30 protein-coding genes, 1 tRNA gene and 1 riboswitch are annotated in these 26,712 nt (G+C 65.9%); of the genes, 15 read left to right on the top strand and 16 right to left on the bottom strand.

Annotated features, from left to right (window positions below):
* Positions 1-75: 75 nt before the first annotated feature.
* From ABV408_RS10015 to ABV408_RS10040, 6 genes are all read right to left on the bottom strand, one after another.
* Complete coding sequence (locus ABV408_RS10015; RefSeq protein WP_353978837.1) at positions 76-624, bottom strand: ACP phosphodiesterase; 549 nt, start codon at positions 622-624, stop codon at positions 76-78.
* 34 nt (positions 625-658) lie between these two features.
* The gene (locus tag ABV408_RS10020; RefSeq protein ID WP_405049911.1) at positions 659-997 is read right to left on the bottom strand and encodes a TusE/DsrC/DsvC family sulfur relay protein; all 339 of its coding nucleotides are present in this window, start codon (positions 995-997) and stop codon (positions 659-661) included.
* An 8-nt stretch (positions 998-1,005) separates the two neighbouring features.
* Positions 1,006-1,296, bottom strand: coding sequence for a sulfurtransferase complex subunit TusB (gene tusB / locus ABV408_RS10025; RefSeq protein WP_353978839.1), 291 nt, complete (start codon positions 1,294-1,296; stop codon positions 1,006-1,008).
* Between the two features lie 14 nt (positions 1,297-1,310).
* Positions 1,311-1,712, bottom strand: a complete 402-nt coding sequence (gene tusC, locus ABV408_RS10030; protein ID WP_353978840.1) for a sulfurtransferase complex subunit TusC — start codon at positions 1,710-1,712, stop codon at positions 1,311-1,313.
* A 49-nt stretch (positions 1,713-1,761) separates the two neighbouring features.
* Entirely contained in the window at positions 1,762-2,157 is a 396-nt protein-coding gene (tusD, locus tag ABV408_RS10035; protein WP_353978841.1) for a sulfurtransferase complex subunit TusD, read from the bottom strand.
* 142 nt (positions 2,158-2,299) lie between these two features.
* Positions 2,300-2,971: a Bax inhibitor-1/YccA family protein gene (locus ABV408_RS10040; protein ID WP_207035610.1), complete on the bottom strand. Its 672-nt coding sequence runs from the start codon at positions 2,969-2,971 to the stop codon at positions 2,300-2,302.
* A gap of 163 nt (positions 2,972-3,134) precedes the next feature.
* Between ABV408_RS10040 and ABV408_RS10045 the strand changes: the two genes are divergently transcribed.
* A tRNA-Ser gene (locus ABV408_RS10045) sits at positions 3,135-3,224 on the top strand.
* Positions 3,225-3,342: 118 nt separating this feature from the next.
* On the opposite strand, the gene ABV408_RS10050 is transcribed toward ABV408_RS10045, so the two are convergent.
* Positions 3,343-3,732, bottom strand: coding sequence for an ester cyclase (locus ABV408_RS10050; RefSeq protein WP_353978842.1), 390 nt, complete (start codon positions 3,730-3,732; stop codon positions 3,343-3,345).
* A 230-nt stretch (positions 3,733-3,962) separates the two neighbouring features.
* Here ABV408_RS10050 and ABV408_RS10055 point away from each other — a divergent pair, with 230 nt between their 5' ends.
* Together ABV408_RS10055 and ABV408_RS10060 are read left to right on the top strand one after the other, a co-directional pair.
* Positions 3,963-4,265, top strand: a complete 303-nt coding sequence (locus ABV408_RS10055; protein ID WP_353978843.1) for a hypothetical protein — start codon at positions 3,963-3,965, stop codon at positions 4,263-4,265.
* A 204-nt stretch (positions 4,266-4,469) separates the two neighbouring features.
* On the top strand, positions 4,470-4,685 hold the full coding sequence (locus ABV408_RS10060) for a hypothetical protein (protein WP_035473317.1): 216 nt from the start codon (positions 4,470-4,472) through the stop codon (positions 4,683-4,685).
* Positions 4,686-4,876: 191 nt separating this feature from the next.
* On the opposite strand, the gene ABV408_RS10065 is transcribed toward ABV408_RS10060, so the two are convergent.
* Together ABV408_RS10065 and ABV408_RS10070 are read right to left on the bottom strand one after the other, a co-directional pair.
* Positions 4,877-6,586: a potassium/proton antiporter gene (locus ABV408_RS10065; protein WP_353978844.1), complete on the bottom strand. Its 1,710-nt coding sequence runs from the start codon at positions 6,584-6,586 to the stop codon at positions 4,877-4,879.
* Positions 6,587-6,684: 98 nt separating this feature from the next.
* On the bottom strand, positions 6,685-7,536 hold the full coding sequence (locus tag ABV408_RS10070; RefSeq protein WP_353978845.1) for a hypothetical protein: 852 nt from the start codon (positions 7,534-7,536) through the stop codon (positions 6,685-6,687).
* Positions 7,537-7,610: 74 nt separating this feature from the next.
* A riboswitch (TPP riboswitch) is annotated at positions 7,611-7,713 on the top strand.
* A gap of 43 nt (positions 7,714-7,756) precedes the next feature.
* On the opposite strand from ABV408_RS10070, the gene ABV408_RS10075 reads away from it, so the two are divergent.
* The 4 genes from ABV408_RS10075 to ABV408_RS10090 all read left to right on the top strand — a co-directional run bounded on the left by ABV408_RS10075 (position 7,757) and on the right by ABV408_RS10090 (position 11,351).
* Positions 7,757-8,512, top strand: coding sequence for an ABC transporter ATP-binding protein (locus tag ABV408_RS10075; protein ID WP_353978846.1), 756 nt, complete (start codon positions 7,757-7,759; stop codon positions 8,510-8,512).
* The gene (locus tag ABV408_RS10080) at positions 8,505-9,314 is read left to right on the top strand and encodes an ABC transporter permease (protein ID WP_353978847.1); all 810 of its coding nucleotides are present in this window, start codon (positions 8,505-8,507) and stop codon (positions 9,312-9,314) included. The genes ABV408_RS10075 and ABV408_RS10080 overlap by 8 nt, the downstream gene beginning before the upstream one ends.
* A 79-nt stretch (positions 9,315-9,393) precedes the next feature.
* The gene (locus ABV408_RS10085) at positions 9,394-10,419 is read left to right on the top strand and encodes an ABC transporter substrate-binding protein (protein WP_353978848.1); all 1,026 of its coding nucleotides are present in this window, start codon (positions 9,394-9,396) and stop codon (positions 10,417-10,419) included.
* Positions 10,420-10,463: 44 nt separating this feature from the next.
* Complete coding sequence (locus ABV408_RS10090; RefSeq protein ID WP_353978849.1) at positions 10,464-11,351, top strand: GIY-YIG nuclease family protein; 888 nt, start codon at positions 10,464-10,466, stop codon at positions 11,349-11,351.
* A 212-nt stretch (positions 11,352-11,563) separates the two neighbouring features.
* On the opposite strand, the gene ABV408_RS10095 is transcribed toward ABV408_RS10090, so the two are convergent.
* A complete protein-coding gene (locus tag ABV408_RS10095) occupies positions 11,564-12,349 on the bottom strand; it encodes an alpha/beta fold hydrolase (RefSeq protein ID WP_353978850.1) in 786 nt (261 codons plus the stop codon).
* Positions 12,350-12,507: 158 nt separating this feature from the next.
* Positions 12,508-13,179: a 7-cyano-7-deazaguanine/7-aminomethyl-7-deazaguanine transporter gene (locus ABV408_RS10100; protein ID WP_353978851.1), complete on the bottom strand. Its 672-nt coding sequence runs from the start codon at positions 13,177-13,179 to the stop codon at positions 12,508-12,510.
* 235 nt (positions 13,180-13,414) lie between these two features.
* Between ABV408_RS10100 and ABV408_RS10105 the strand changes: the two genes are divergently transcribed.
* Positions 13,415-13,711, top strand: coding sequence for a metalloregulator ArsR/SmtB family transcription factor (locus tag ABV408_RS10105; RefSeq protein ID WP_353978852.1), 297 nt, complete (start codon positions 13,415-13,417; stop codon positions 13,709-13,711).
* Positions 13,712-13,785: 74 nt separating this feature from the next.
* Here the strand turns inward: ABV408_RS10105 and sohB are convergent, their stop codons facing one another.
* Positions 13,786-14,817, bottom strand: a complete 1,032-nt coding sequence (gene sohB, locus ABV408_RS10110; protein WP_353978853.1) for a protease SohB — start codon at positions 14,815-14,817, stop codon at positions 13,786-13,788.
* Positions 14,818-15,011: 194 nt separating this feature from the next.
* On the opposite strand from sohB, the gene ABV408_RS10115 reads away from it, so the two are divergent.
* Positions 15,012-15,332 carry an SCP2 sterol-binding domain-containing protein gene (locus ABV408_RS10115; protein ID WP_353978854.1) on the top strand — a complete coding sequence of 107 codons (321 nt, stop codon included), beginning with the start codon at positions 15,012-15,014 and terminating at the stop codon, positions 15,330-15,332.
* A gap of 251 nt (positions 15,333-15,583) precedes the next feature.
* Here ABV408_RS10115 and nudC read toward each other — a convergent pair whose 3' ends face one another.
* From nudC to ABV408_RS10135, 4 genes are all read right to left on the bottom strand, one after another.
* On the bottom strand, positions 15,584-16,303 hold the full coding sequence (gene nudC, locus ABV408_RS10120; RefSeq protein ID WP_353978855.1) for an NAD(+) diphosphatase: 720 nt from the start codon (positions 16,301-16,303) through the stop codon (positions 15,584-15,586).
* A 53-nt stretch (positions 16,304-16,356) separates the two neighbouring features.
* Complete coding sequence (dnaQ, locus tag ABV408_RS10125) at positions 16,357-17,106, bottom strand: DNA polymerase III subunit epsilon (protein WP_353978856.1); 750 nt, start codon at positions 17,104-17,106, stop codon at positions 16,357-16,359.
* Positions 17,107-17,197: 91 nt separating this feature from the next.
* The gene (rnhA, locus tag ABV408_RS10130) at positions 17,198-17,695 is read right to left on the bottom strand and encodes a ribonuclease HI (protein WP_353978857.1); all 498 of its coding nucleotides are present in this window, start codon (positions 17,693-17,695) and stop codon (positions 17,198-17,200) included.
* Positions 17,696-17,815: 120 nt separating this feature from the next.
* Positions 17,816-18,649 (bottom strand): class I SAM-dependent methyltransferase, encoded by an 834-nt coding sequence (locus ABV408_RS10135; protein WP_353978858.1) that lies wholly within the window; start codon positions 18,647-18,649, stop codon positions 17,816-17,818.
* A gap of 215 nt (positions 18,650-18,864) precedes the next feature.
* Here ABV408_RS10135 and gloB point away from each other — a divergent pair, with 215 nt between their 5' ends.
* The 6 genes from gloB (at position 18,865) to ABV408_RS10165 (ending at position 26,641) form a co-directional block, all read left to right on the top strand.
* On the top strand, positions 18,865-19,632 hold the full coding sequence (gloB, locus tag ABV408_RS10140; protein ID WP_353978859.1) for a hydroxyacylglutathione hydrolase: 768 nt from the start codon (positions 18,865-18,867) through the stop codon (positions 19,630-19,632).
* Between the two features lie 70 nt (positions 19,633-19,702).
* The gene (locus tag ABV408_RS10145; RefSeq protein ID WP_353978860.1) at positions 19,703-20,860 is read left to right on the top strand and encodes a transglycosylase SLT domain-containing protein; all 1,158 of its coding nucleotides are present in this window, start codon (positions 19,703-19,705) and stop codon (positions 20,858-20,860) included.
* Between the two features lie 129 nt (positions 20,861-20,989).
* Positions 20,990-22,843: an extracellular solute-binding protein gene (locus tag ABV408_RS10150; RefSeq protein WP_405049912.1), complete on the top strand. Its 1,854-nt coding sequence runs from the start codon at positions 20,990-20,992 to the stop codon at positions 22,841-22,843.
* 8 nt (positions 22,844-22,851) lie between these two features.
* Positions 22,852-23,925 (top strand): microcin C ABC transporter permease YejB, encoded by a 1,074-nt coding sequence (locus ABV408_RS10155; protein WP_353978861.1) that lies wholly within the window; start codon positions 22,852-22,854, stop codon positions 23,923-23,925.
* The gene (locus ABV408_RS10160) at positions 23,925-25,061 is read left to right on the top strand and encodes an ABC transporter permease (RefSeq protein WP_353978862.1); all 1,137 of its coding nucleotides are present in this window, start codon (positions 23,925-23,927) and stop codon (positions 25,059-25,061) included. The genes ABV408_RS10155 and ABV408_RS10160 overlap by 1 nt, the downstream gene beginning before the upstream one ends.
* Positions 25,058-26,641: a dipeptide ABC transporter ATP-binding protein gene (locus ABV408_RS10165; protein ID WP_353978863.1), complete on the top strand. Its 1,584-nt coding sequence runs from the start codon at positions 25,058-25,060 to the stop codon at positions 26,639-26,641. Before ABV408_RS10160 ends, ABV408_RS10165 begins: the two co-directional genes overlap by 4 nt.
* Positions 26,642-26,712 lie beyond the last annotated feature (71 nt).

The following is a 26,712-nucleotide window of genomic DNA, read 5'->3' on the forward strand; positions in this document are numbered from 1 at the left end:
CCGCTGCGCTCGCCGGCGCTGACTCATGGCCCCTACCCACGCAGCGGTGACAGCTCCCGGCTCGGCGACCACCGATCAGCCGGCAAAGCGCGCCTGCATCTCCGGCCACAATCGCGCGAATGCCGCCTCGAGCCGTGGATACTCGTCATCCAGCCAGGGCGTCAGTTCGGCCAGCCGATTGGGGCCGCGGAGCCGGCTGCCGATACCGGCAATCGCGCGGCAGGTGAAGGCGAAATCGGCATAGCGCGCCAGCCAGTCCCCCTCGATCATCGCCGGCACCAGGCGACCCAACCGATCCGGCGCCGGGGCACTGCCGAGCACGCGATAACAGCGGGTGACCAGCTGACGATCGGGATGGCAGGCGGCGAGGAAGTGATCCCACACCAGATCCAATGCAATACCCACGAAGCGCCGCTGTGCGGACGGGGCGCTGGCACGCAGGGCAACCACCTCGGGGTGGCAGTCGATGGCGGCATCCACCTGGCGATGGTGACGGATACCCGCCGCTACCGCTGCCGGCCACGCCGCCAGCTGCTGCCCCTTGACGCCATCGGCGATCAGATTGCCCAGCAGGAAGTCGTCACTGCCGTGGCGAGCGAGCTCGGCATGGGCGAGAAAGTTCATCGGCTGGCGCTCATATACGATCGCTCATGCGGGGTCACAGGCAGTTGGTCGGCTTGGGCAGCCCGGCCAGACGCGCGCCGACCTTGGCCGGGCTCTGCGGAAACAGCTGCATCAGATAGATCGAGCTGCCCTTCTCCTCGCCCAGTGCCTGACGCACCGCCTTGACCAGCGGGCGCATCGCCGGCGCCGCCTCGTAGCGCTGGTAGAAGTCGCGCAGCACCGTCAGCACCTCCCAGTGTGCGGCGCTCAACGCGCGCCCCTCCTCACTCGCCAGTGCCTCCGCCACCGCCGGCGTCCAGTCGGCAAGCGAAACCAGATACCCTTCGGGGTCGAGCGCGATATCACGCCCCTCGACCGTTATCGTGCGTGCCATCGTCGTCATCAGAACCAGCTCAAGCTACGGGGGAAGGTCGCCGTCAACGCGACGAAGCCGGCCATATCGACCAGCGCCACATCGTCGCTCAGGCGCCCCAGCAGGCCGCGTGACGCGGCGTCCTCCGAGAGCGCCGAGACGCGCCCGCCGAAAGCTGCCAGGCTGGCTGCGGCGGCGGGCAGTGCGGCGTAGCAGGCATCTTCGATCAGCAGCAGGTGGTCGTCGGCACCGAACGCCTCGCTCAAGTCCCAGTAGAGTCCGTCGAACTGGGGCGAGCGGTTGAGCAGATGCAGCATCATCGAAATCTCCTCGCTCAGAAGAGCAGCGTGCGCGGCTGCGCGTGGATCAGGCGCTCGAGCGCCTCGGCCTCGAGCAGCTGCACCGGCAACATGAGATCCGCCGGCATGAGCCCGCGGGCGCGCAGAGCGTTCGCGCTGACCCAGAGCCGCTCGATATCGTACATCTCCAGCATGGCCAGCTGCGCATGGGTGCCCTTCTGGCCCAACGGCCCGGCACACTGACCCTCGACCAGCGCGAAGACACCGTCACCCTGGAACAACAGACCCACTGACTGGCCGAAGGCCGCCGCCACCAGCGCAACATCGACGCCCTCGCGCAGCCAGCTGCTGCCGTGGGGTGGATGGCGCAGGATCACCAGCAGATCGAGCGGCGCTATCGGGATATCGGCGGCCAGCGCCGCCTCATCGTCTTGCATGGCACTTACTCCGACACTCAATCTCTGACACTCACTCGTGGGTCGGCGCTCAGGGGGCAAAGGTGATCACGCGGTCGTTGGCCTGCATCGCATCGACCAGTTGCCCCAGCCCGGTCAATACGAAGGGTGGCTCGAGGTTGTGCGCCTCGCGACCGTGGCGCAGGCCCTCCTCGGCGTTCATCAGGCCACGACGCAGGCCTGCCGCGATGCAGACCAGCAGCTCAGTGCCATATTCCTGGGCCAGCGCGCGCCAGCCCTCGGCCAGGTGCACCTCGTCCTGCGGCGGCGCCATCAGCGTCGAGGCGTTGTGCACGCCATCGCGGTAGAAGAACACGCTCGACACCCGGTGGCCCTGCGCCACCGCCGCCTGGGCGAAACGCAGCGCCGAGAGCGCACCCTGTTCGCTGTAGGGCGCGGCATGTACCAGCAGCGCATAGCTCAACACGTCGTAGGGCCTATCGATCAGGGGAAAAGTCGCATCTTACCAAAGCCGCCCTCACCGCCAAACCTCAACCCCAAACGCAGAAAACCCCACCGAAGTGGGGTTTCCGTTCAGCGATTGTACCGGTCATTGCCCGGCGTGCGGATCAATCGTCGGACATCACACCCAGAATCGACAGCAGGCTGATGAACAGATTGTAGATCGACACGTAGAGCGTGATGGTGGCGAGAATGTAGTTGGTCTCGCCCGCACGGTGAATGATCTCACTGGTCTGGAACAGGATCGCCGCCGACGAGAACAGCACGAAGCCCGCCGACACCGCCAGCGCCAGACCCGGGATGTTGAAGATCAGCGCCGCGACCATCGCCAGCACCAGCACGATGGCACCCGCCACCATGAAGTTGCCCAGGAAGCTGAAATCCTTGCGCGTGATCAGCGCCACCGCCGACAGCCCCAGGAAGGTCGCCGCGGTCATGCCCAGTGCAGTCATCACCAGCTGCGCCCCATTGGGGATGGACAGGTAGAGATCGATGATCGGCCCCAGCGTGAAGCCCATGAACCCGGTGAACGCGAAGGTCGCCAGAATGCCGGCAGACGAGTTGGCGGTCTTGTGCACCAGGAACATCAGGCCATAGGCACCGATGAAGAAGATGAAGATGTTGATCTGTGTGACGCCCAGCGCCATCGCGACGCCCGCGGTCACGGCAGAGAACATCAGGGTCATGGCCAGCAGCATGTAGGTGTTGCGTAACACCTTGTTGGTGCTGGCCACGCTCGATCGACGCTCGGTGACGTCGTGCGATGTGCGGTAGTCCATACGTATCCCCTCGGTTATGTCGATTACACCCATGGACCAGAATGCCCTTGCAAAGTTCCCCTGACAAGCGTAAATAGCGCCGCCGGAAGTGAAATAACCCTTTGAAAGCTAAAGAACCTGTTGACGGCCGAGGGAGAGCTGGTACTATCTCCCGCCGTAAGCCGGAGGGATGGCAGAGCGGTTGAATGCACCGGTCTTGAAAACCGGCAAGGGTTAACGCCCTTCCAGGGTTCGAATCCCTGTCCCTCCGCCACCGCATCATCAAAAAGGCCAGCTATTTAGCTGGCCTTTTTGCTTTGCACTCGCTGTTACCGGCCTTTCAATACGCCCGATCTCCTTCGCCTGAAGGCAACGCTCCCTACCACGCCCTCCTACGCCAGCTGCGCTTCGATCGCGCTCTTGTCGATCACCGACAGGACGCTGATGATCTTGCCGTCATGGCAGGTGTAGAAGACGTTCTCGGCGAAGCGAACCCGGCGGCCATTGACCGCCAGGCCGAGGAAGGTGCCCTGCGGAGTACAGTCGAACGCCAACCGGGCAGCGATGCGCGGTGGCTCGACCACCAGCAGCTCGATGGTGAAATGCAGATCCGGGATGGCCGCGAAATCCTGCTCCAGCATTCCACGATAGCCGGCGAACCCCAACTGGCGGCCATTGTGAGTCACCGCCTCGTGGACAAAGCGGTCCAGCTCGTCCCATGCCTGGCGGTTCAGGCAATCGATATAGCCGTGGTAGAGATCGGCAAGGTCGTCTCGGTGCATCGTCGGGCTCCGTTGTGTCACAACCGCGAAGCAGCGAGTGAGTCAGCTGCCCACGCAGTCTGGCATGGCCTTGCAGTGACGGCGAACCGCGCTCCCGGGCAGGCATCGGCGCCTGTCGGCGGGGCTCGAACGACACGAGTCGCTTTACGAACAAGTACTTGAAGCACGAATTCTGGTAACAAAGTTCGCCAGGAGTGCTACGCTTCGGGGCAGTTCCCGGTGAAGCCTCCATGTGTCGTCTGCTATCCCTCTTTCTGATCTGCTGCCTGCTGGCCGGCTGTGTCTCGGCCGTGCCGCGTCTGAGCGCGACGAATTTCCTCAGGGATAGTCGTACCTGCGAGCGCCAGACGCACCAGATCGCCGGCGAGCCGGAGTACCAGGCGTGCATGGGCCGTCTGGGCTGGCCGGACCCGCAGAGTCAGAGCGCACGAATTCAGAACGACACCAGCAGCGCCAATCGCGACCAGGACTTGCTCAACGAGGCGGTCAACGGGTTACAGTTTGGGTTGCAGTGGGATCTCGATCCCGACTAGCGCCATGAGGTGTGCCAGCAGCCGGCCTCCACCGAGCGTGACGCCAAACGGTCATATGCGGGCGTTAGGCTGGTCTGGGGCAAGCCTGCCCGATCGCGGACACCACGTCCCCATGCCACGACGTCGCACCCTAGACAATCGCACCTATACAGCGGCATCGAGTGAGCTACGCTCAACGTTCATCTCTTGCGCGAGGATTCCATCATGGCCGAGCCTTTCATCGAAGTGCGAAAGACCCTCAAGCCGGGCAGCCACAATCAGGTCTGCTACGAAGTCTTCGACGGCGATACCGGCGGCAGCCTGGGCTATTTCGACGAGGAGTCACAGGCCCAGCACCGCGCCGCGCGCATGAACGGCATGATCGAGCGCGAGACCGGTAAGCAACTGAGTCGCCCGTCGCTGGATGCCGAGGTCGAGTAGGCCGCCGCCAGCCCTTTCCTTTTTCAGGAAGCGCTTACTTCAATAAGCACTTCTCCCAATAAATGCCTCCCAGTCAGACCCGGGCCATCTCCGCCTGGGTCTTCGTGTTCCTGGCTTGCCGGGCTAGCTTGGTTTTCGAGAGAGTTTGGTTTTCTAGAAAGCCTGGTTTCCCGAGACAGCCTGGCTGGCCGTCAGTGATAGAGCCTGAGACCGACCCGCGTCACCCGGTTGCCTTCCATCTCACTGACCACCCAGTGGAAGCCGTGCCAGTCGACATCGTCGCCCACCACCGGATGGCCACCAACGCGTAGCGCCACGAACTCACCCAGCGTCATCTCCTGCTCGCCCGGGCTTAGGGTGAGACCATAGGCATTGGCTACGTCCTGCATCAGCGCCTCGCCGTCGAGCGAGAAGGTGCCAAAGAAGGCGCGCTCGCGCTTGAGTTTGGCTTCACCATTGAACAGTCGGTTCAGCGAAGGTAGATCGCCAGTGCGCCCGATCAGGCAGATCACGTCCCCTAGTCGCAAGCGGGTGCTGCCCTTGGGATGGAGCATGGCGTGCTGGCGAAAGATGGCCGAGATCAAGGTACCCGAGGGCAGCCGCAGCAAGCGGATGGGCGCATCGTCCAGCGACTCGTTCTCGACCTTGTAGACGAACATCTCGTAGTCGTTCTCGGGTAGCACACCGAGCTGGCCCCGGCGATCCGGCGTCGTGGTTTCGGGCAGCGCCACGCGCATCCAGTGGGCGAAACGCGCCAGGGTCGACCCCTGCAGCAACAGTGAGATCAGGACCACGAAGAAGGCCACGTTGAAGTAGAGCGCCGAGTTCTCGACACCACTGATCACCGGGAAGATCGCCAGTACGATGGGCACGGCGCCGCGCAACCCGACCCAGGAGATGAAGCCCAGTTCGCGCCAGCGGAAGTTGAAGAACGGCAACAACGAGACGAGTACCGCGACCGGACGCGCCACCAGGATCAGCGCCACCCCCAGGATCACGCTGGGCACGGCGTAATTGATCATTTCGGACGGCGTGACCAGCATGCCCAGCACCAGGAACAGCCCGATCTGACTCAGCCACGCCAGGCCGTCGTGCACCGGCAGAATGTGCGTCAGGTGGCGGCCGGGCTGATTGCCAATCATCAGCCCGGTGAGATAGATCGCGAGAAAACCACTGCCACCGATGGCGCTGGTAGCGCCGAAGATGCAGAACCCCAGTGCCAGGGCGAGCAGCGAGTAGAGCCCCGGCGCCAGATCGAGCCAGCGCAGCATCTTGGCCGATATCCAGCCACCGCCGAGGCCGATCGCCAGCCCCACGCCGAACTGCAGCACGAAGCGCATCAGCGTATCGCCAAACCCGCCCACGCCACCGGTCAGCATCTCCGCCAGCGTAATGGTAAGAAAGATCGCCATCGGATCGTTGGTACCCGACTCGATCTCGAGGGTCGCGCCGACACGCTCGTTGAGATTGACCCCCTGCCCCTTGAGCATCGAGAAGACCGCCGCAGCGTCGGTGGAGCCGACGATGGCCCCGACCAGCAGCCCCTCGATCGGACTGAGGTCGAGCAACCACATTGCCAGCAGGCCGACGATACCGCTGGTGAGAAAGACACCGATGGTGGCCAGCGACAGTGCCGGCTTGAGCCCCACGCGGAAGGTCTGGAAGCGCGTACGCAGGCCGCCGTCCAGCAGGATCATGGCGAGCGCCAGGTGACCGATCAAGAAGGCTTGCGAGTAATCATCGAACTGCAGGCCGAGCACGCCCTCCTCGCCCGCGAGCATGCCGAGCCCGAGGAAGAGTAGCAACAGCGGCACGCCGATCCGGGAGGAGACCCGGCTGGCGAGAATGCTCAGCGCGATCAGCGCGCCGCAAACGAGAAACAAGCTATTGATCGAGTCCACGAGACTATCGTCGATATCCGTTGCGAAAAAATCAGTATGCCATGTCGCTACCCGATTGCGCCGGGAGGTGCACCGAATTTTTTTTCTTTTTCATATGCCTAGAGCCAATGGGGGTACTCCCGTAGCGGCGTGCTCTGCGGCCCCAGCACACCGAGGGTCAGGATGACCGCGCGCATGCCGGCCCGATGAAGGTCGAGCGACGGCAGATGCTCGGCACCGTATGCCTCGACGAAGGCCTCACGCTGCGCCGCGTTTTCGAGCATCAGCTCGAGCAGGCACAGATCGAACTCCAGCGGCGCCCACACCAGTGCCTCCCAATCGGCCCAGTAGCCATCCAGCCCGCCGAGCAGGAACTGGTCGGGACGCAGATCCGGCAGGCTCCAGACCGCTCGGCTCGGCAGTGGCCAGGACAGACTGGCCAGCTCCACGGCATCGAGAGCGGCGTGGCCGGCGACGAAGGCGCGCGCCGCCCGCGGCCAGGCGTCGAGCGCGTAGACACCGCTCGCCGGATGCCCCCATCCCGGCAGCGAGTCACGGTGGAGTCGCCGCAGCTGCCGGCCCAACTGGCCCGCAAAGGCGATATCCATCCGCGCCGCCGGCGCCTGACGCCAGGGCAGGCTCCACAGCGGCGCGCCCTGGAGCCGTCCCAGCCAGGTCAACGGCAGCGGTGCCAGTGGCAGATGTTGCGGCAGCGAGCCTGCCAGCGCCGGCAGCTCATGGGCATGGCGCCAGCGATCGACACCGAAAAGCTCGCGCATGCCGCGCCAGAACGGGTCACCGTCGGCATCGGTACGGGCCAGCTTGTAGAGCTTGGGCGAGAGCTCTTCACTGCGCCACAGCCAGTTGGCACTGTCGGCAAAGCGCAGCGGCAGCGGCGTCAACGCCACCCCGGCATAGAGCGACACGCGGCGCGTCAGTTCGGCGTCGGCCATGGGCGGGAGATCTGACAAGATCGCGACTCCTCTCGAGTTCGGTGCATCGGGCCGAAGGTGGGCAGCGGCTTCCGGGCGGCGTACAATCGGCGCTCACTGGATAGGGGTGCCCGCCGGCCGGGCTGAGAGTGCAGCGCACAACCCTGGAACCTGAACCGGTTAGCACCGGCGGAGGAAAGGCCAGCCTGCCCGCGCATGATGCCCTCCCGCCGTTGCAGCCCCCGTCATGGGAGTGGTCATGTCACCACCCGGGCTGGACATTCGCCGCGCCTCGCTCACCTTCGGCGCCCGGCCATTGTTCCACGATCTCGCCGTCGAATTCGATGCCGGCAGCTGGACCTGTCTGCTCGGGCGCAGCGGCTGCGGCAAGAGTTCGCTGTTGCGCATGATCGCCGGCCTCGCCCTGCCCGACCGCCATCACATCGAGTGCACGACCAGCGACGCTCAGCCGCTGCGGGGACGCCTGGCGTGGATGTCTCAGCAAGATCTGCTGGTACCGTGGCTGCGGGTCATCGGCAACGTGATGCTGGGCACCAAGTGGCGTGGCCCGTGGGCCGGTCCGACAGCCTCGGCGGCGCGTGAACGTGCACTGGCACTGCTAGCCCGTGTGGGCCTGGCGGACAAGGCCGATGCCTGGCCGGCGGCACTCTCCGGCGGCCAGCGCCAGCGGGTGGCGCTGGCACGTACGCTGTACGAGGATGCCGGGGTCGTCCTGATGGACGAGCCCTTCTCTGCGGTCGACGCGATTACCCGGCTCGAGCTCCATGATCTGGCCAGTGAACTGCTCGCCACCCGCACCGTGATCATGGTCACCCATGACCCGCTGGAGGCGCTGCGGCTCGCCGACCGCCTGCTGGTGCTGCAGGGCGAGCCGGCCCAGGCGGTCCCGCTGGCGGCGCCCACTGGCCAGCGGCCACGGGCGCTGGATGATCCGCAACTGCTGGCCCATCAGGCCGAGCTGGTGGCCCTGCTGCGGGAGCCGGCACATGCCTGAATCGACCGCGCTGAAGGCGCGTCGGCCCGGCCTCTTGGGCAAGCTCCACGGCTCCGCACGGGTGCTGCTGGCGCTGGCGCTGCTACTCGCCGCCTGGCAGGCGGTCATCATTCTCACCGGTGTGCCCCGCTACATCCTGCCCTCGCCGCTGGCAGTGGCGCGGGCGCTGGTCGAACAGCGCGCGCTGCTGGGCCATCACGCGCTGGTCACCGCGACCGAGATCCTCGGCGGCTTCATCGGCGGCGTGCTGCTGGGCCTGGCGACGGCCCTGGCGCTGGCGCGCTTCCGGCCGCTGCGGCGCACCCTGCTGCCACTGCTGCTGGTCAGCCAGGCGATACCGCTGTTCGCGCTGGCACCGATCCTGATGCTGTGGCTCGGCTATGGGCTGTGGCCCAAGATCCTGATGGCCATGCTGATCATCTATTTCCCGGTCGCTTCCACCGGCTACGATGGCCTGCGCCAGACTCCACAGGGGTGGCTCGATCTAGCCACCACCTTCGGCCTGTCACGGCGCCAGACGCTGCTGCGAGTCCAGCTGCCGGCGGCGCTGCCATCTCTTGCCTCGGGGCTGCGCATGGCCGCCAGCGCCGCGCCGATCGGCGCGGTGATCGGTGAGTGGGTCGGCGCCAGCCAGGGCCTGGGCTATCTGATGCTCAACGCCAACGCGCGCCTGCAGATCGACCTGATGTTCGCCGCCCTGGTGGTGCTGGTGGCCTTCGCGCTGGCGCTCTATTTCGGCGTCGACGCGGCGATTCGCGCGGCGATGCCTTGGCACCGCGACCGCCTGGAGGCCAGCGTGTGAGCGACGCCCCTCAGGTAAGGCCATGCCCCTAGATGACGATCACAAGCCGACAATAACCCCAACCGGAGGGAACCTGCGTATGCCCACGCCATCTCGAACCATCCCCGCCACGCTCGGACCGCGCCGCCCGGCGCTTCTCGGTCTGATCCTGCTGATGCTGGCCACGCTGCTGCCGCTTCACGCCCAGGCCGATGACGACGACCTGACACCACCCCAGATGATTCCGCTGAGCGTGATGCTCGACTGGTACCCCAACCCGGTCCATGCCCCGATCCTGGTGGCCAAGCAGCGCGGGCTGTTCGCCAAGCGCGGGCTGGATGTCGACATCCAGGCGCCGGCCGACCCCAGCGTGCCGCCCAAGCTGGTCGCCGCCGGGCGCATCGACCTGGCGCTCAGCTACCAGCCGCAGTTGCATCTGCAGGTCGATCAGGGATTGCCGGTGGTGCGCATCGGCACGCTGATCGCGACGCCGCTCAATGCTCTGCTGGTACGCGCTGACAGCGGTATCGACGATCTCTCCCAGCTCGCCGGCAAGAAGGTCGGCTACTCGGTGGGCGGAGTTGAGGAAGTGCTGCTGGCGGCAATGCTCGAGCACCACGGGCTGACCCTGGACGACGTCGAGATGGTCAACGTCAACTTCTCGCTGACGCCGGCGTTGATCAGCCAGAAGGTGGATGCGGTCACCGGAGCCTTCCGCAACTTCGAGCTGGCGCAGATGAAGCAGGAAGGTGTCGAGGGCAAGCCCTTCTATATCGAGGAAGAAGGCGTTCCCACCTATGACGAGCTGATCTTCGTCGCCAATCGCGACACCCTGAATCAGCACCGCGACGCCTATCGCCGCTTCATGGACGCGATCGGCGAAGCCACCGCCTGGATCATCAACCATCCGGATGAGGGCTGGCAGCGCTTCATCGCCTATGACCCGTCGCTGGATACCCCGCTCAACAAGGCGGCCTGGAACGCCACCTTGCCGCGTTTCGCGCTGCGCCCAGCGGCGCTGGACGTCAAGCGCTACCGCGACTTCGAAGCCTTCCTGCTCGAGCGTGGCCAGATCAAGAGCCAGAGCCCGATCTCGCGTCTGGCGGTCGATCTCAACGCGCCCTGACGCGGAATCGGCCAAGGTGAACAGAATCGGCTAAGGTGGGGAGCATGAGCTCCCCCATGCCTTTCTACGATCCTCGCCGCGATCCCGCCGAATCGCTGCCCAGCACCGGCATCGATACCCTCGATGCCCTGCCGTCACGCACCGGCGTCTACGTCTTCTTCGGTCATAACGGCCTGCCGCTCTACGTGGGCAAGAGCCTCGACATTCGGACTCGCGTGCGCGCTCACCTGCGCGATCCCGCTTCCGGGCGTCACCGCCACATGATCGAGCAGACCCAGCGTATCGCCTGGATTCTGACCAGTGGCGACCTCGGCGCACAGCTGCTCGAGGCCGACCTGATCAAGCGCTGGGTGCCGCTCTACAATCGCCAGCTGCGTCGCCGCGTCAGGCTGATCAGCTGGGACTGGCCGGAGGGTGAAGCGCACCCCGAACTGAGCGATGGCCAGTGGGTGGTCACCGCGCGCTCGCGCTTCTACGGGCTGTTCCGCAATCGCCATACAGCCCGCGCCACGCTCAAGGATATTGCCACCGAGCAGGGGCTGTGCCTGCGGGTGCTGGGGTTGGAGACGGGACGCGGGCGCTGTTTCGGCTATCAGCTGGGGCGCTGTCGCGGTGCCTGCTGCGGCGAAGAGAGTCTGGAGAGCCACTCCCGGCGTGCCAAGGCGGCAATGGAGCGGCTACGCATCGAGAACTGGCCGTGGCCGGGCCGGGTGGCGTTTCGCGAACGCAGTGACAGTGGCGACGTCGGGCTGCACGTGGTCGACCACTGGCACTACCAGGGCAGCGTCAGCGAGCTGCACCAGCTCGAGGTACTACCCGACAACCGCGGTTTCGATATCGATACCTACCGGATCCTCAACCGCTTTCTCGCCGCTCAGCCCGACAATCTCGATATCATCCCGGTGGAGGGAGAGATGGATGACGGCGATTGAGCGCCACCGGATCACAGGCTGGCAAGCCCCGGCCAGCGACGCATCAGCGGTGGCGAGCCGGTGCCGACTCAGAGGGTTTTTACAAAGTCGGCGAGCGAAGGCAAGACAAGGCAAAATCGGTCGAAAAAGCGGAGTTTACACGGGGTAAATGAGCATTTTGAGGCCGATTTTAACGCCGTATTGCCGAGCGCAGGCATTTTGTAAATACCCTCTCAGATAGCGGCGAAAAAGCGTGACAGCGCCTGCTGGAACGCCTCCGGCTGCTCGGCGTGGAGCCAGTGTCCGGCCCCTTCCAGCGTCTGCCAGGTCGCCTCGGGCATCACCGCTGCCACTGCCTCACGGTGGGCGTCGCGCACATAGGTAGAGTCACCGCCGCGCAGCAGCAGCGCGGGCCCCGGATAGGCACCCTCGCCATCCGGCGCAGCGATGATGTCCGCATAGCCGTCGGCGATCTCGTCCAGCCCTACCCGCCAGCGCAGGATACCGTCGTCGTCGCGCACCAGATTGGTTGCCAGGAACTGGCGCGTGGCAGCGACATCAACACTTTCGGCCATCAGCGCATCGGCCTCGCGGCGCGACTCAGGCTGGCCCTCGACAACCCGGCGCATGGCGGCAAAGATCTCGTCGTGACCATGCTCATAGGGTACCGGGGCGATGTCGGCGACGATCAGGCTGGCCACCGCTTGCGGCCGCTGCCGGGCCAGGGTGATCGCCACCTTGCCCCCCATCGAATGTCCCAACAGATCGAACTGCGTGATCTCGAGCGCGCCCAGTGACTCGGCGACATCCTCTGCCATCTGCGCGTAGCGCATCCCCGGCGCATGCGGCGAACGCCCGTGATTGCGCAGATCGAGCGCAACCACGCGGCGCGTCTGCTGCCACTGCTTGATATGCGAGCGCCAGTTGTCGGCGCTCCCGAACAGGCCATGCAGCACGACCAGAGGGCGTGTGGCGTCATCGGCGTCGACGATGCCGGTATCGATACAGTGCAGTTGCAACCTGGCTCTCCTCTCTTTTTCTACCACTCGCCGGCTTTCTCCACCGCTGACTCGCCTTTCAGCCTGCCCTGCGACTACAGCTTGGCGTTGACTTGGCGCGGGCAGTAAGAATAACAGAGCGCCAGGCAGGCCGTGCCTCGGCCTGCCAGCTCCCCACCTCAGCGCCGCGGCAGGCCCGGCAGTGATTCATCGCGGCTACTGAGCACGACCCGCCCCAGCCAGGCCAGCAGAACCCCGTAGAGCGGCAGGAAGAACAGCAGGCTGATGGTCAGCTTCACCGCGTAGTCGAACCAGGCGATATCCACCCAGTGCTCGCGCATGAAGGCGTCGGGGCCGTGCCAGAAGGCAATTGCGAAGAACGCAAAGGTATCGGCCAGATTGCCGAGGATAGTCGAAAGGGTCGGCGCCACCCACCAGGCGCGCAGTCGGCGCAGGCGATCGAAGACATGGATGTCGAGCAGCTGGCCCAGCACGTAGGCCATGAAGCTGGCCAGGGCAATGCGCCCGACGAACAGATTCCACTGCCCCAGCGCCTCGAAGCCCTGGAAGCGGCCCTGCTGGAATAGCACCGATACCGCATAGGAGATCATCAGCGCCGGCACCATCACCCCGGCGATGATACGCCGCGCGGCCGACTTGCCGAACAGCCGCACGGTGAGATCCGTAGCCAGAAAGATGAACGGGAAGCTGAACGCCCCCCAGGTGGTGTGCAGCCCCCACAGCGTGAACGGCAGCTGCACCAGATAGTTGCTGGCAGTGATCACCGCCACGTGAAACGAGACCAGCCACAAAAGCGTCTGGCGAATCTGACTCTCGTCGAGCTTGAGCATGAAAGAACCTTTTTCGTCTGCCGGTCGGCCGAGGGGTAAGGGAACCCTCAGTCACATCGTTACCGCCTGCCATGGCCTCGGGCTGCATCGGCAGGGGGCGGCATTATAGGCACCCCTCCAATACCAGACCAGATGGACCACTAAAAAAACTTTGTAACCTAAAGTTACAGAGGGTAATATAAGAATTGAATGTAACAGATTGTTCAGCGCCGGCCCTGCGAATGCGGACTTCACTATGATGGAACACACTTTATCGGAAACTCAGTTCGGGCCCGCCACCGCGACCCTGAAGGCCATGGCCAACGAGAGTCGGCTACGTATTCTGTGCCTACTGATGGCCGGGGAGCGCTCGGTGACCCAGATCAACCAGCAGATGGCGCTGAGCCAATCGGCGCTGTCGCAGCACCTCGCCGTGCTGCGACAGGAGAGACTGGTCACCACACGGCGCAGCTCTCAGATCATCTACTACTCGCTCAACGGTGATACCGCGGGCCGGCTGATCGCCACCCTCGCCAGCCTGGAAATAGGCTAGCCCCGGACGCTGCCACGGGTGGACACGCCGGGGCGACAGGTGCGTGAAAACTCGAGGCGTGCACGCGCCAGCGCTCAATGACGCTCCCAGCCCAGGCGACCGAGCCGCTCCAGCATCCGGTCAAGCGTCCGCTCGGCGCCCGTTTCGACGCCTTTGGCCAGGCGCCCGGCAAGACCACGACGGCTTGCCAATGAGATATGCAGCACCCGCGCCTGGCTGGATATTTTCTCCAGCAGATAGGCGTCGCTGGTGCCGACGGCATCGACCAAGCCCTGGGATCGCGCTTCACTACCGTACCAGATTTCACCGGTCGCCACCTGATCGAGGTCGAGCTGCGGGCGGCGCTCGCCGACATAGCGCTTGAACAGGTCGTGGGTCGACTGCAGATCCTCGAGAAACTTGGCCCTGCCCTCCTCGCTGTTCTCGCCCAGCACGGTCAGGGTGCGCTTGTAGCGTCCCGCCGTCAGCAGCTCGACGTCGACGTCATGCTTCTTGAGCAGCCGGTGCACGTTGGGAATCTGCGCCACCACACCGATCGAACCGATCACCGCAAAGGGCGCCGCGATCAGGTGATGGGCACAGCACGCCATCATGTAACCGCCACTGGCCGCGACCTTGTCCACACATACCGTGAGTCGTGCGCCGGCGTCGCGCAGGCGGTCGAGCTGCGCCGCCGCCAGGCCGTAGCTGTGGACCAGCCCACCACCCGAGGTCAGCCGAAGCACCACTTCGTCGCCCGATTCGAGCTGTGCGATCAGCAGCGACACCAGTTCAGACAGCGCCGGCGTCGCCGAGGCCTTGAGATCGCCCTCGAAGTCCAGCACCCAGACCCGCTCGTCCACCGCCGCCTTGGCCGCCTGCTTCTCTTCACGCTTGAGTCGCTTGGCCAGTTGGCGCCGTCCCGACTTGGGCGTCGCCGCCAACTGCAGCTGACGCCGACGTTCGGAGAATCGCGCATCCAGCGAGGTCACCCGCAACTGGCCTCCGCTATCACCACCGCCGCGGCGGCGGCCGCGCGCCACCAGGGCCAGAACTAGCGCCAGCGCGACGACGAGTGTCGCCGTCTTGGCCAGGAACATACCGTACTCCGCCAGCCATCCGATCACATCTCGCTCCTTCACATGGTTTACTTCTAATCCAATATCCGCCCAGCCCTCGCTGAGACCCGGTGCAAATCCAGTTGATCATTCGGCAAACGCCGACGCTCTCCGCGGGCAGGCGAGAATCGGCTTGAGAAACCGCAACTTGCATAACGCCAAGCGCAGTGGTTTGCTTGTCCTAAAGCCAATGGAGGGCCATCATGGATGACGACCAGCTGATCGCCAAGCTACAACACCGCTTCGACCCCGCGGCCGCAGGCGATCTCAACGCGACCTACCAGTTCCTGCTGCACGACGCCGACGATCATCATCTGGTGATCGAAGGTGGCAGCCTCAGCATCCACGCTGGTCACCACACGGCACCCGATGTGACCATCGAGAGTGATACCGCCACCCTCATCGCCCTGATCAAAAAAGAGCTCAATGCCATGCAGGCGTTGCTCGGTGGCCGGGTCAAGGTCAAGGGCGATATTGGCCTGGCGGCACGTCTGCCCAAGCTGTTCGGCAAGCGCAACGACTAGGTTTTGTACGAAAACTACCTGTGCTCGGCAATACGGCGTTAAGAATCGGCTGGAGCGCCAGCCCGGTCAAAATGCTCATTTACACCCTGTAAACTGGAGCGCCAGCCCGGTCCGCTTTCGCCGATTTTTGCCTTGTCTTGCCTTAGCTCGATGACTTTTCGTGCAAACCCTAAGCACTCTCCAATGACAACCAAGAACTCTCCGACGGGGCCGTAGGCGTCGACTGCTCGGCGTGTGACATCGACCGTCTCTCAGCGGGTCGCCACCGCGCGCCGGTGAGTCTCTATCAGCTGGCGCGAGATCGAGTAGCTGGGCGGCAGTTCCGGCAGGCGTTCCGGCGTGAACCAGGCCGCATCGGCAATCTCGTGGCCGTCGATACGAATGCGCCGGCTGGTCGCCTCGGCGAAGAAGCCCATCATCAGCGAGTGCGGGAAAGGCCATGACTGGCTCTTGAAGAAACTGACCCGCCCCACCTCGACGCCGACCTCCTCCATCACTTCGCGGCGCACGGCCCCCTCTACCGCCTCGCCGGGCTCGATGAAGCCGGCCAGCGTCGAGTAACGCCGCGGCGGAAAGCGCGGGCTCCGCGCCAGCAGCATGTCGCGGCCGAAGGTCACCAGGGTGATGATACAGGGCGAGATACGCGGGTAGGCACGCAGACCGCACTGCTCGCAGGCCATCGCGAACTCATGTGCCAGGCGCTGGGTAGGATGGCCACAGCGCCCGCAGAAACGGTGATCGCGTTCCCAGTGGCTGACCTGCAGCGCCGTCGCCAGCAGTTCGCTCTCGGCCGGCGATATCTGCGCCAGCCAATCCCGCGCCGCGGGCCACGTCTCGTCGCCCGTCTCGATCGACAGCGCCACCGGCTCGTCGTTCCAGAAGCCCAGGCGCAGCGCCTGCGGCGGCCAGGCTACGTCACGTTCGAGCACGCCCTGGCCGCCACTGCCCGGCGCCACGCCCTGGGCGTTCATGCGGATAAGCCAGCCTCGTCGCACATCCGCGGGGGGCAGCTCGCGACGCAGCATCAGGAGGCGGCCCCATCACCGTTCAGCGCGTCCCAGCGACACTGACCGGCGGCTTGGCGGATCTGCGCCAGGCGCTCGCGGTGCGCCTCCCATTCGGCATCGCTGGGCTGCGCCACGACCAGCGGCGTGGCCGCCCGATCGAGCTGGAGATGGGCACCGGCGCCGCTCTCGTTGCGGCTCTCGTTCTCTTCGCTACCGGCCAGCGACAGCGCCGTCTGGCCACCGGTCATGGCCAGGTAGACCTCGGCCAGGATCTCCGAGTCGAGCAAGGCGCCGTGCAGCACGCGCTGGCCATTGTCGATATCGTAGCGCTTGCACAACGCATCCAGGCTGTTGCGCTGCCCCGGGTGCATCTGTCGCGCCATCTTGAGGGTGTCGAGCACGCTGCAGTGCTCGGCTACCGGTCCCAGCACCGGCTCGCCGCGGGCGGCCTTGAGCAGGCGAAACTCATGGTCGAAGAAGCCGACGTCGAACGGCGCGTTGTGGATCACCAGCTGGGCGCCACGCATGAACTCCCACAGCTCATCCGCGATCTGCGCAAACACAGGCTCGTTGGCCACCCGCTCGTTGGTGATCCCGTGAATCTCGATCGCCTCGGCCTCGATATGGCGCTCGGGGTTGACGTACTGATGATAGGTGCGGCCGGTGAAGCGGCGGTTGATCAGCTCGATCCCACCGATCTCGATGATGCGATGCCCTTCGCGCGGGTCGATCCCGGTGGTTTCCGTATCCATGACGATTTGGCGCATGCGGCTCTCCTCGCTCTCAAGCACTCGATCTGTAGTAACTCGATCTGTAGTAGCACCAGCGCTCACACGCCGGGGCTCTGGTTGGCGCGGGTCAGTCGCCAGCGATCACCGCGTCGATCGCCTCGTTGACCAGCCGGTCGGCCGCCTCGTTACCGGGGTGGCCACTGTGGCCCTTGACCCAGTGCCACTCGATGCGATGCCGCTGGGTCTCCGCCAGCAGTTCACGCCACAGCTCGGCATTCTTCACCGGCTCTTTGGAGGCGGTCTTCCAGCCACGCTTCTGCCAGCCGTGAATCCACTCGGTGATTCCCTTGCGCAGATACTGGGAGTCGGTCCACAGCGCCACCTGACAGGGGCGGTCGAGGGCCCGCAGCGCCTGGATCGCCGCCATCAGCTCCATGCGGTTGTTGGTGGTATGACGCTCGCCGCCCTTGAGTGACTTCTGGTGCTGGCCCGAGACCAGCATCGCCCCCCAGCCGCCGGGGCCGGGGTTACCGCGGCAACCGCCGTCGGTGTAGATGGTGACCTGAGGCGGATTGGCCTGAGACGTGGCGTCAGCGGCGGAGGCAGATGAAGAGGAAGCTGGCAAAACGTGAATTCTCTCTGGCGTATTGGCCCATCGACGGCATGCATCGATGGGTAGTTCGACCGCCCCAACGGCGCCGGGCGGTCGGCTATCGGCGCCTGGCAGCGCCCCGGCATCCTGGGGTCAAGCGTCGTGCGACGTCTCCAGACGTCGCACGGCGGCATCTTGCAGCGAGCGCGCCGTGGGGGAACCAGTGGCACCGGCGGCTTCCCGTGTCGGTGCCTGCAGATGATGCCGCGCCAATCCCAGCCAGGCACCGGACTTGGCCCCCACCAGGGTGGGCTCGCGCAGCGCAATCGGCTGCACCGGCAGCGCCCGGCGCCGGGCGATCAACAGATAGGCCTGCCCCAGCGGCACGTTATAGCGCCGGCCGAATGTTTCCAGCCGTCGGTTGCGTGCCGAACGCCAGGGCAGCCGGAAGCCGCAGTAGTCTACTCGCTCGATCTCGAAGTCGACAAACTCGAGCCAGTCGCGCAGCCGCCGGGGGGTACGCCAGGCGCGCTGCCAAGGCGGCTGATGCCGACGCGGGACGCCCCCGGTCGGGGCATAGGGGTGCCAGCCGAAAACCACCAGTCGGCCGTCGGCGCGGGTCACCCGAGCGGCCTCCTGCAACACCTGATGGGGGCGCTCGACCGCCTCGAGCAGATGATGGACCACGGTCAGGTCGAGGCTGTCATCGGCCAGCGGCAGGCGCTCCGGCGCGCAGATCAGGGTATTGGGCTGGCGCGCCAGCGCCGCGCTGGGCGCCCACTCCAGCGCATGGCGGATGGGGCTCATGTCACTGATCAGTGGCGCCATACCCAGCTGCAGGCTGAGCGCACCATGGTGCTGCTCGCAGTGGGGGCCGAGGCAGGCACGCTCGGCGCGCCACAGCGCGGCACCGGGCCCGGAGTCCCAGAATTGGCGGCCGCGCCGGACCGCTTCGGCGAGCCGTTGCTGCGTAGACGTGATTGACACGGGCGCCTTAACTCCCCAAGGTTATCGCTTTTTGAGCGGTGCGCGACGCCACCCTCGGCGCAGCCGAAGGCCACATGCGGTGGAACCGGCCGGGTCGATCCGGGTCTCAGCGAGGTCGATCGGGTCCAACCTGACATCGTCCCGTCGACAATGCCTTCAACATCGCTGACTGCTTTACCGTCGACACCCGCTCCATCGTCGCAAGAGGATGACACATGCTGAGCGTGAAGCCGATTCCCGCGCTGAATGACAACTATATCTGGCTCCTGCGTCAGGACACCACCGATGCCGTTGCCGTGGTCGATCCGGGCGACGCGGCGCCGGTGATCGACTGGCTCGAGCGCGAACAGCTGCGCCTCGAAAGCATCTTGATCACTCATCACCATCATGATCACACCGGCGGTCTGCGTGAGCTGATCGAGCGCTACGCGCCGCAGGTCTATGGGCCCGAGAATCCGCGCATCGAAGGTATCGGCCAGCACCTCGGCGAGGGCGACGAGTGTCGCATACTGGGGCGCCGCTTCGAGGTCTCGAGCGTCCCCGGACACACCCTCGACCATATCGCCTTCTACGCTCCCGGCACGCCGGGGCTGCTGTTCGCCGGCGACACGCTCTTCTCTGCCGGCTGCGGGCGCCTATTCGAAGGTTCACCGGAGCAGATGCGCCACTCCCTGGCCAAGTTCGATGCCCTGCCCGACGACACCCTGGTGTTCCCGGCGCATGAGTACACCTTGGCCAATCTCGCCTTCGCCAGCGCCGCCGAGCCTGACAATGCTGCCCGTGACGCCTACCGCCAGGAGTGCGAGCAGGCGCGCCGGCTGGAACGCCCGACGCTGCCCACCACGCTGGGCCGCGAACGCCAGATCAATCCATTCCTGCGCCTCGACCAGCCCGCGCTGCGCCAGACGCTGAGCGAGCAAGGCCCCAGCGCCAGCGCGGCAGAGGCCTTCGCCACGCTGCGCGGCTGGAAGGATCGTTTTTGAACGTTGCCCGCCGACACGGCGCCTCGACCGGCGTCGCGGGCGGCAATTTACACCCAAGGATGTCTGCTGCATGAATGCCCGCTCGAGACGCCGCTATCTGGTCATCGGCCTGGCCGGCAGTCTGCTCTGCTCGGCACTGCCGGCGATGGCCTGGAATGACGCCGGTCAGCGTCAGTCCGCCCAGCCGCGCCAAGCCACCTTCTGGTCAGCGCTGCGCCTGGCCGAACGGCCCTCGGCCGACGCCTGGGACACCCTGCGCCGTGGCTTCGCGCTCTCCCACGAGACCGACAATCCGCGCGTGGCGCGCTGGCTCGAGTGGTACCGCCAGCACCCGCACCACGTCGAGCTGGTCGCCGAACAGGCCCGCCCTTGGCTGCACTGGGTGACCCAGCGGCTCGCCGCCAACCATCTGCCCACCGAGATCGCCCTGCTGCCGTTCATCGAGAGCGGCTACAATCCGACCGCCACCAATCCCGGCGGCGCCACCGGGCTGTGGCAGTTCATGCCCGCCACCGGCGATGCCATGGGGCTCTCGCGCACTGCCTGGTACGACGGCCGGCGCGATGTGGTCGCCGCCACCGACGCCGCCATGCGCTATCTGCGTCAGCTTGCCGATCGCTGGTATGACGGCGATCTGCTGCTGGCACTGGCCGCTTACAACGCCGGTGCCGGCACCGTCAACGCGGCACGCGACGCCGCCGCCAACCGCGGCGAGCCAATCGACTACTGGCACCTGCGTCTGCCGAACGAGACCATGAATTACATTCCGCGGCTGCTGGCCCTGGCAGAGGTGATCGCCCGGCCCGCTGACTACGATGTCGCGCTACCGTCGATCCCCGACCGCACGCCGTTCGTCAAAGTCGCCACCGACGGCCCGCTGACGCTCTCCATGGCCGCCGAACTCTCGGGGGTCGACCCGCACACCCTGCGCCAGCTCAATCCCGGCTTCAAGCGCGCCTCGACCCGGCCCCGCGAGGATGCCAGCATCCTGGTGCCGGTGGCGGCCAAAAAGCGCTTCCTGGCCAATCTCGCCAGCCTGCCGGCGTCCGAGCGCACGGTGCTCGACCGCTATGTGGTCAAGCGTGGCGATACTCTGTCCGGCATTGCCGCGCGTTTTGCCACCAGTGTCGGCGACATTCGGCGCGAGAACGGGCTCCACGGGAACACCATCCGTATCGGCCAGGCGCTCTCGGTGCCGGCCCGCGCGCTCGCGAACAATTCGCGCTGAGAGCACAGGCCAGCCCATGAATGGCACAGGGTGTTGCCAACGGCGTCGACGCGCGCACGCCGTTTGCGTACAAACCTCTGGGATTCGGGTATAACTCACGGCCAGACAACGATGAGTACGGGAGCACGCATGCAAGGGGAGCGGCTGCGAGGCGGGGGCTGGAGAGGTGTCCTGGCGCTGGGCGTGGCACTGATGCTGATGGCGACCAGTGGCGTGGCCGACACCACGCCGGTGCCCACGGTGCATGCGCTGGCGCTCTACGACGATCCCGCACTGCCGGCGAACTTCGACCACCTGCCCTACGCCAACCCCGACGCCCCCAAGGGCGGCACCCTGCGCCGCGCCGCCAACGGCAGCTTCGACTCGACCAATCCGTTCATCATCCAGGGCACCCCCGCCAGCGGGCTCGAGCAGATCTACGATACCTTGATGGCCTCCAGCGCCGATGAGCCCTTCACCATGTACGGGCTACTCGCCGCCGGGGTGCGACTCGATCCCGACCGCCACTGGATCGAGTTCGATCTGCGCCCGCAGGCGCGCTTCCACGACGGCACCCCGGTCACCGCCGCCGACGTGGTGTTCAGCTTTCGCCTGCTGCGCGACAAGGGCTCGCCCTTTTACCGCGCCTACTATGCCAGTGTCGATTCGGTCACCGCACTCGGCACCCATCGGGTGCGCTTCGACTTCCCCGACAACGACTCCCGCGAACTGCCGCTGATCCTGGGCCAGCTGCCGGTGCTGCCCGAGCACTACTGGCAGGGGCGCGATTTCACCCGCCCGACCCTCGACAAGCTGCTCGGCTCCGGTCCCTACGCCATCGCCGATGTCGACCCCGGCAGGCGTATCGTCTATCGCCGGGTCGACGACTACTGGGGGCGCGATCTGCCGATCAACCGCGGCCGCTACAATATCGATCGACTGGTCTACGACTACTTCCGCGATCAGTCGGTGGCGCTGGAAGCCTTTCTCGCCGGCGCGCTCGACCTGCGCCTGGAGAGCAGCGCCAAGAACTGGGCAACCGCCTACGACACCCCGGCAGTGGCAGACGGGGCGATCCGCCGGGTGGTCGTCCCCGACGGACAGCCCGCCGGCATGCAGGGCTATATCATCAATACCCGCCGCCCGGCGCTTTCCGACACCCGCGTACGCCATGCGCTCAATCTGGCCTTCGACTTCGACTGGCTCAACCAGCACATCTTCTATGGCGCCTATCGCCGCACCCAGAGCTATTTCCAGAACTCCGAGATGGCCGCCAGCGGCCTGCCCGGCCCGGCGGAGCTGAAACTGCTAGCGCCCTACCGCGACCAGCTTCCGGCGGCGGTATTCGACCAACCGCTGCCCATCCCCCAGCCCGAGGAGTTGCGCCCGCGCCTGCGCCAGGCCCTCGAGCTGCTGCGTGAGGCGGGCTACGAAGTGCGCGACGGAGTCATGGTCGAGCGCCAGAGCGGGCGTCCGCTGACGCTGGAGTTCCTGCTCTACGACAGCCAGTTCGAGCGCATCACCCAGCCCTTCGTGCACAACCTGGCCCGGCTCGGCATTCAGAGCCGCATCCGCGTGGTCGACGTCAACCAGTATCTGAGCCGGCTGCGCCAGTTCCAGTTCGACCTGATCGTCGGCAGCTACCCGCAGTCGGCCAATCCGGGCAACGAGCAGCGTGACTTCTGGACCAGTGCCTACGCCGAGACCCCGCAGAGCCGCAACCTTGCCGGCGTCAGCGATCCGGTGGTCGATGCACTGGTCGACGATCTGATCCGGGCCGACAGCCGCAGCGCACTGGACACCGCCGCCCGCGCCCTCGACCGGGTCTTGCGCTGGGGCTTCTATGTGGTGCCGCAGTGGAACTTCGACGGCACCCGGGTGGCACTGTGGAACAAGTTCGGCTACCCGCAGCCGTTCCCGCGCTACACTCCGGACTTCAGCGTGTGGTGGGTCGACCCGAACCGCGCCCCGGCGATCACCGCGCGTCAGCGCGGGCAGGAGTGAACGCCTCCATGGCCAGCTATGTTCTGCGTCGTCTGCTGCTGATGGTCCCCACGCTGCTGGGGATTCTGCTGCTCAATTTCGTGATCGTGCAGGCGGCCCCGGGCGGCCCCATCGACCAGATGATGGCGCGCTTCGAGGGTTTGAGCAGTAACGCCAGCACCGGCCTGGAAGGCGGCGGCGGGGACAGCGTCGGCGGCCAGCGCGGCATGCGCACAGCGGGTATCGACGATCAGCTGCGCCAGCAGTTGACCCAGGAGTTCGGCTTCGACAAGCCGGCCTGGGAGCGTTTCGCGCTGATGCTGCGCGACTACGCCACCTTCGACCTCGGCGACAGCCTGTTCCGCGGACGTCCGGTGCTCGATCTGATTCTCGATCGCCTGCCGGTGTCGATCTCTCTGGGGCTATGGACCACGCTGCTGGTCTACTTGATCTCGATCCCGCTGGGCATTCGCAAGGCGCTGCGCCACGGCAGCGCCTTCGACGTCTGGTCGTCGGGGGTGGTGATCGTCGGCTACGCCATCCCCGGCTTCCTGTTCGCGATCCTGCTGATCGTGGTGTTTGCCGGTGGCAGCTACCTGAACTGGTTCCCCCTGCGCGGGCTGACCTCGGCCAATTTCGACGAGCTTTCGCTGCTCGGCAAGGTGCAGGACTACTTCTGGCACATCACCCTGCCGGTGGCCGCCTCGGCGATCGGCAGCTTTGCCACCCTGACCATGCTGACCAAGAACAGCTTCCTCGACGAGATCCACAAGCAGTACGTGCTCACCGCTCGCGCCAAGGGCGCCTCCGAGCGCCGCGTGCTCTACGGACACGTCTTTCGCAATGCCATGCTGATCATCATCGCCGGGATGCCGGCGGCACTGATCGGTATCTTCTTCACCGGCTCGCTGCTGATCGAGGTGATCTTCTCGCTCAACGGCCTGGGTCTACTGGGGTTCGAGGCGGTGATGCAGCGCGACTATCCGCTGATCTTCGGCACCCTCTACCTGTATACGCTGATCGGCCTGCTGCTCAAGCTGATCTCGGATCTCACCTACGTCTGGGTGGATCCGCGCATCGATTTCGCTACCCGAGAGGCGTGATGAGCGACGTGACCCCACCCGTGAACGCCGAGGCACCATCGACCGAGCGCCGCCACCGCCGCCGTCTCTCCCCCATCGCACGCCGGCGTCTGCAGATCTTCCGCGCCAGTCGTCGCGCACGCGTCTCACTATGGCTGTTCACCATCCTGTTCGTGGTCAGCCTGGGCGCCGAGCTGATCGCCAACGACAAACCGCTGGTGATGCAGTACCAGGGCCATTGGTACGTGCCGCTGCTGGTGGACTATCCGGAGACCGCGTTCGGCGGCTTCCTGCCCACCACCACCGACTATCGCGATCCCTTCGTGCGCGAGCAGATCGAGCGTCACGGCTGGGCGCTGTGGCCACCGGTACCGTTCTCCTACCAGACCCTGGATCGCGACATCCAGGGCCCGGTGCCTTCGCCGCCCAGCCTGCGCCACTGGCTCGGCACCGACGACCAGGGCCGCGATGTCTTCGCCCGCGTGCTCTACGGCTTCCGTCTCTCGGTCGCCTTCGCCCTCGCCCTCACCGTCGGCTCGATCGTGCTCGGGGTGCTGATCGGTGGAGTGCAGGGCTACTACGGCGGTAAGGTCGACCTGTTCGGTCAGCGGCTGATCGAAATCTGGTCGGGTCTGCCGGTGCTGTTCCTGCTGATCATCCTGGCCAGTCTGGTCGAGCCCAACGTCTGGTGGCTGCTGGGCATCATGCTGCTGTTCTCGTGGCTGGGGCTGGTCGATATCGTGCGCGCCGAGTTCCTGCGCGCGCGCAACCTGGAGTACGTGCGCGCGGCACGGGCTCTGGGCCTGCCCTCACGGCTGATCATGTGGCGCCACGTACTGCCCAACGCCATGGTCGCCACCCTCACCTTCATCCCATTTCTGTTCACCGGTGCCATCACCACCCTGACCGCGCTGGATTTCCTCGGTTTCGGCCTGCCGCCCGGTTCGCCGTCGCTGGGGGAGCTGGTAGCCCAGGGCAAGAACAATCTGCAGGCACCGTGGCTTGGCATCACCGCCTTTCTTTCGCTCAGCGTGATGCTGTCACTGCTGGTGTTCATTGGCGAGGGGCTGCGCGACGCCTTCGACCCGCGTCACATCGTCACCGCCGCCACGCCAGCCGCCGCCGGTGCAACCGAGAGTACGAGGGCCTTGCCATGAGTCATCCACCGCTGCTCTCCCTCGAGGGTCTGGCGATCCGCGTCGGCGGCTTTCAGGCCGTGACCCGGCTCGATCTGGAGGTAGCGCCGGGCGAGACCGTGGCGGTGGTCGGCGAGTCCGGCTCCGGCAAGTCGGTCAGCGCCCTCGGTGCGCTGGGGCTGCTGCCGCCCGGCAGCGAGGTCAGCGGGCGGCGGTACTTCGCCGGCGAAGACCTGGCGCACCTCACCGCGCGGCAGTGGAATGCCCTGCGCGGCGGGCGCATCGGTTTTGTATTTCAGGAGCCGATGACCTCGCTCAACCCGCTGCACACGGTGGGCAAGCAGCTGCGCGAGAGCCTGCGCCTGCATCAGGGCCTGCGCGGTGAGCGCGCCACACGGCGCTGCCGCCAGCTGCTCGAACAGGTGCGCCTGCCGCGGGTCGAGGAGCTCTTGGAGGCGCGCCCGCATCAGCTCTCCGGCGGCCAGCGCCAGCGGGTGATGATCGCCATGGCGATCGCCAACGACCCGCAGCTGTTGATCGCCGACGAGCCGACCACCGCCCTCGACGTCACCGTGCAGCAAGAGATACTCGCCCTGCTCGACGAACTGCGCCGGGAGCACGGCATGGGCGTCCTGCTGATCAGCCACGACCTCAACCTGGTGCGCCGCCACGCCGATCGGGTGGTGGTCATGCATCGCGGCCAGGTGGTCGAAAGCGGCCCGACGGCAATGGTATTCAACGCCCCGACGGCGGACTATACCCGCGCCCTGATCGACGCCACTCCTGCCGGTACGCCCTCAGCGCTGCCCGCCGATGCCCCCACGCTGTTGGCAGCGCGCCGTCTCGGGGTCCACTTCCTGCGCCCGAAGCCACTGCTGCGAGCACGGCCGCCCGCCTTCGTCGCCGTGGCGCCGCTCTCGCTCAGCCTGCGTCAGGGCGAAACGCTGGGCCTGGTGGGGGAATCCGGCTCGGGCAAGAGCACGCTTGCCGCCGCCCTGATCCGGCTACTGCCTGCCCACGGCGAGATCGAGTTCGACGGCGAACGCCTCGACCGCCTCAAGGGCAACGCGCTGCGCCGACGCCGCCCCCAGTTCCAGATCGTTTTCCAGGATCCCTACGGCTCGCTGTCGCCGCGCATGCCGGTCGCCGATATCATCAGCGAGGGTCTGCGCTTCCACCATCCGGAACTGGACGAAGCCACGCTGAGGACACGCGTCGCCGCAGCGCTGGCCGAGGTCCATCTGCCGGCGGACTGCGCCCAGCGCTATCCGCACGAATTCTCCGGCGGCCAGCGTCAGCGCATCGCCATCGCCCGGGCGCTGATTCTCAAGCCACGCCTGCTGGTGCTGGACGAGCCTACCTCGGCGCTGGACCGCAGCGTGCAGAAACAGCTGATCGAGCTGCTGCGCCAGGTGCAGGCGCGCCACGGCATCAGCTATCTCTTCATCAGCCACGATCTCGCCGTGGTGCGCGCCATGGCGCACCAGATCATGGTACTCAAGGCGGGAGAGGTGGTGGAGAGCGGCGAATGCGCCCGGGTGCTCAACGCCCCGACGAGCGACTACACCCGTGCCCTGATCGCCGCGGCCGCTCTCGACTGACGCGAGCGTGGTATGCCTCGGAGGTTATATGAGGGATAAAAGACAGGCGGACAAGATAACGGTATAAATCT

The organism is Salinicola endophyticus (assembly GCF_040536835.1).
GTDB lineage: Bacteria > Pseudomonadota > Gammaproteobacteria > Pseudomonadales > Halomonadaceae > Salinicola > Salinicola endophyticus_A.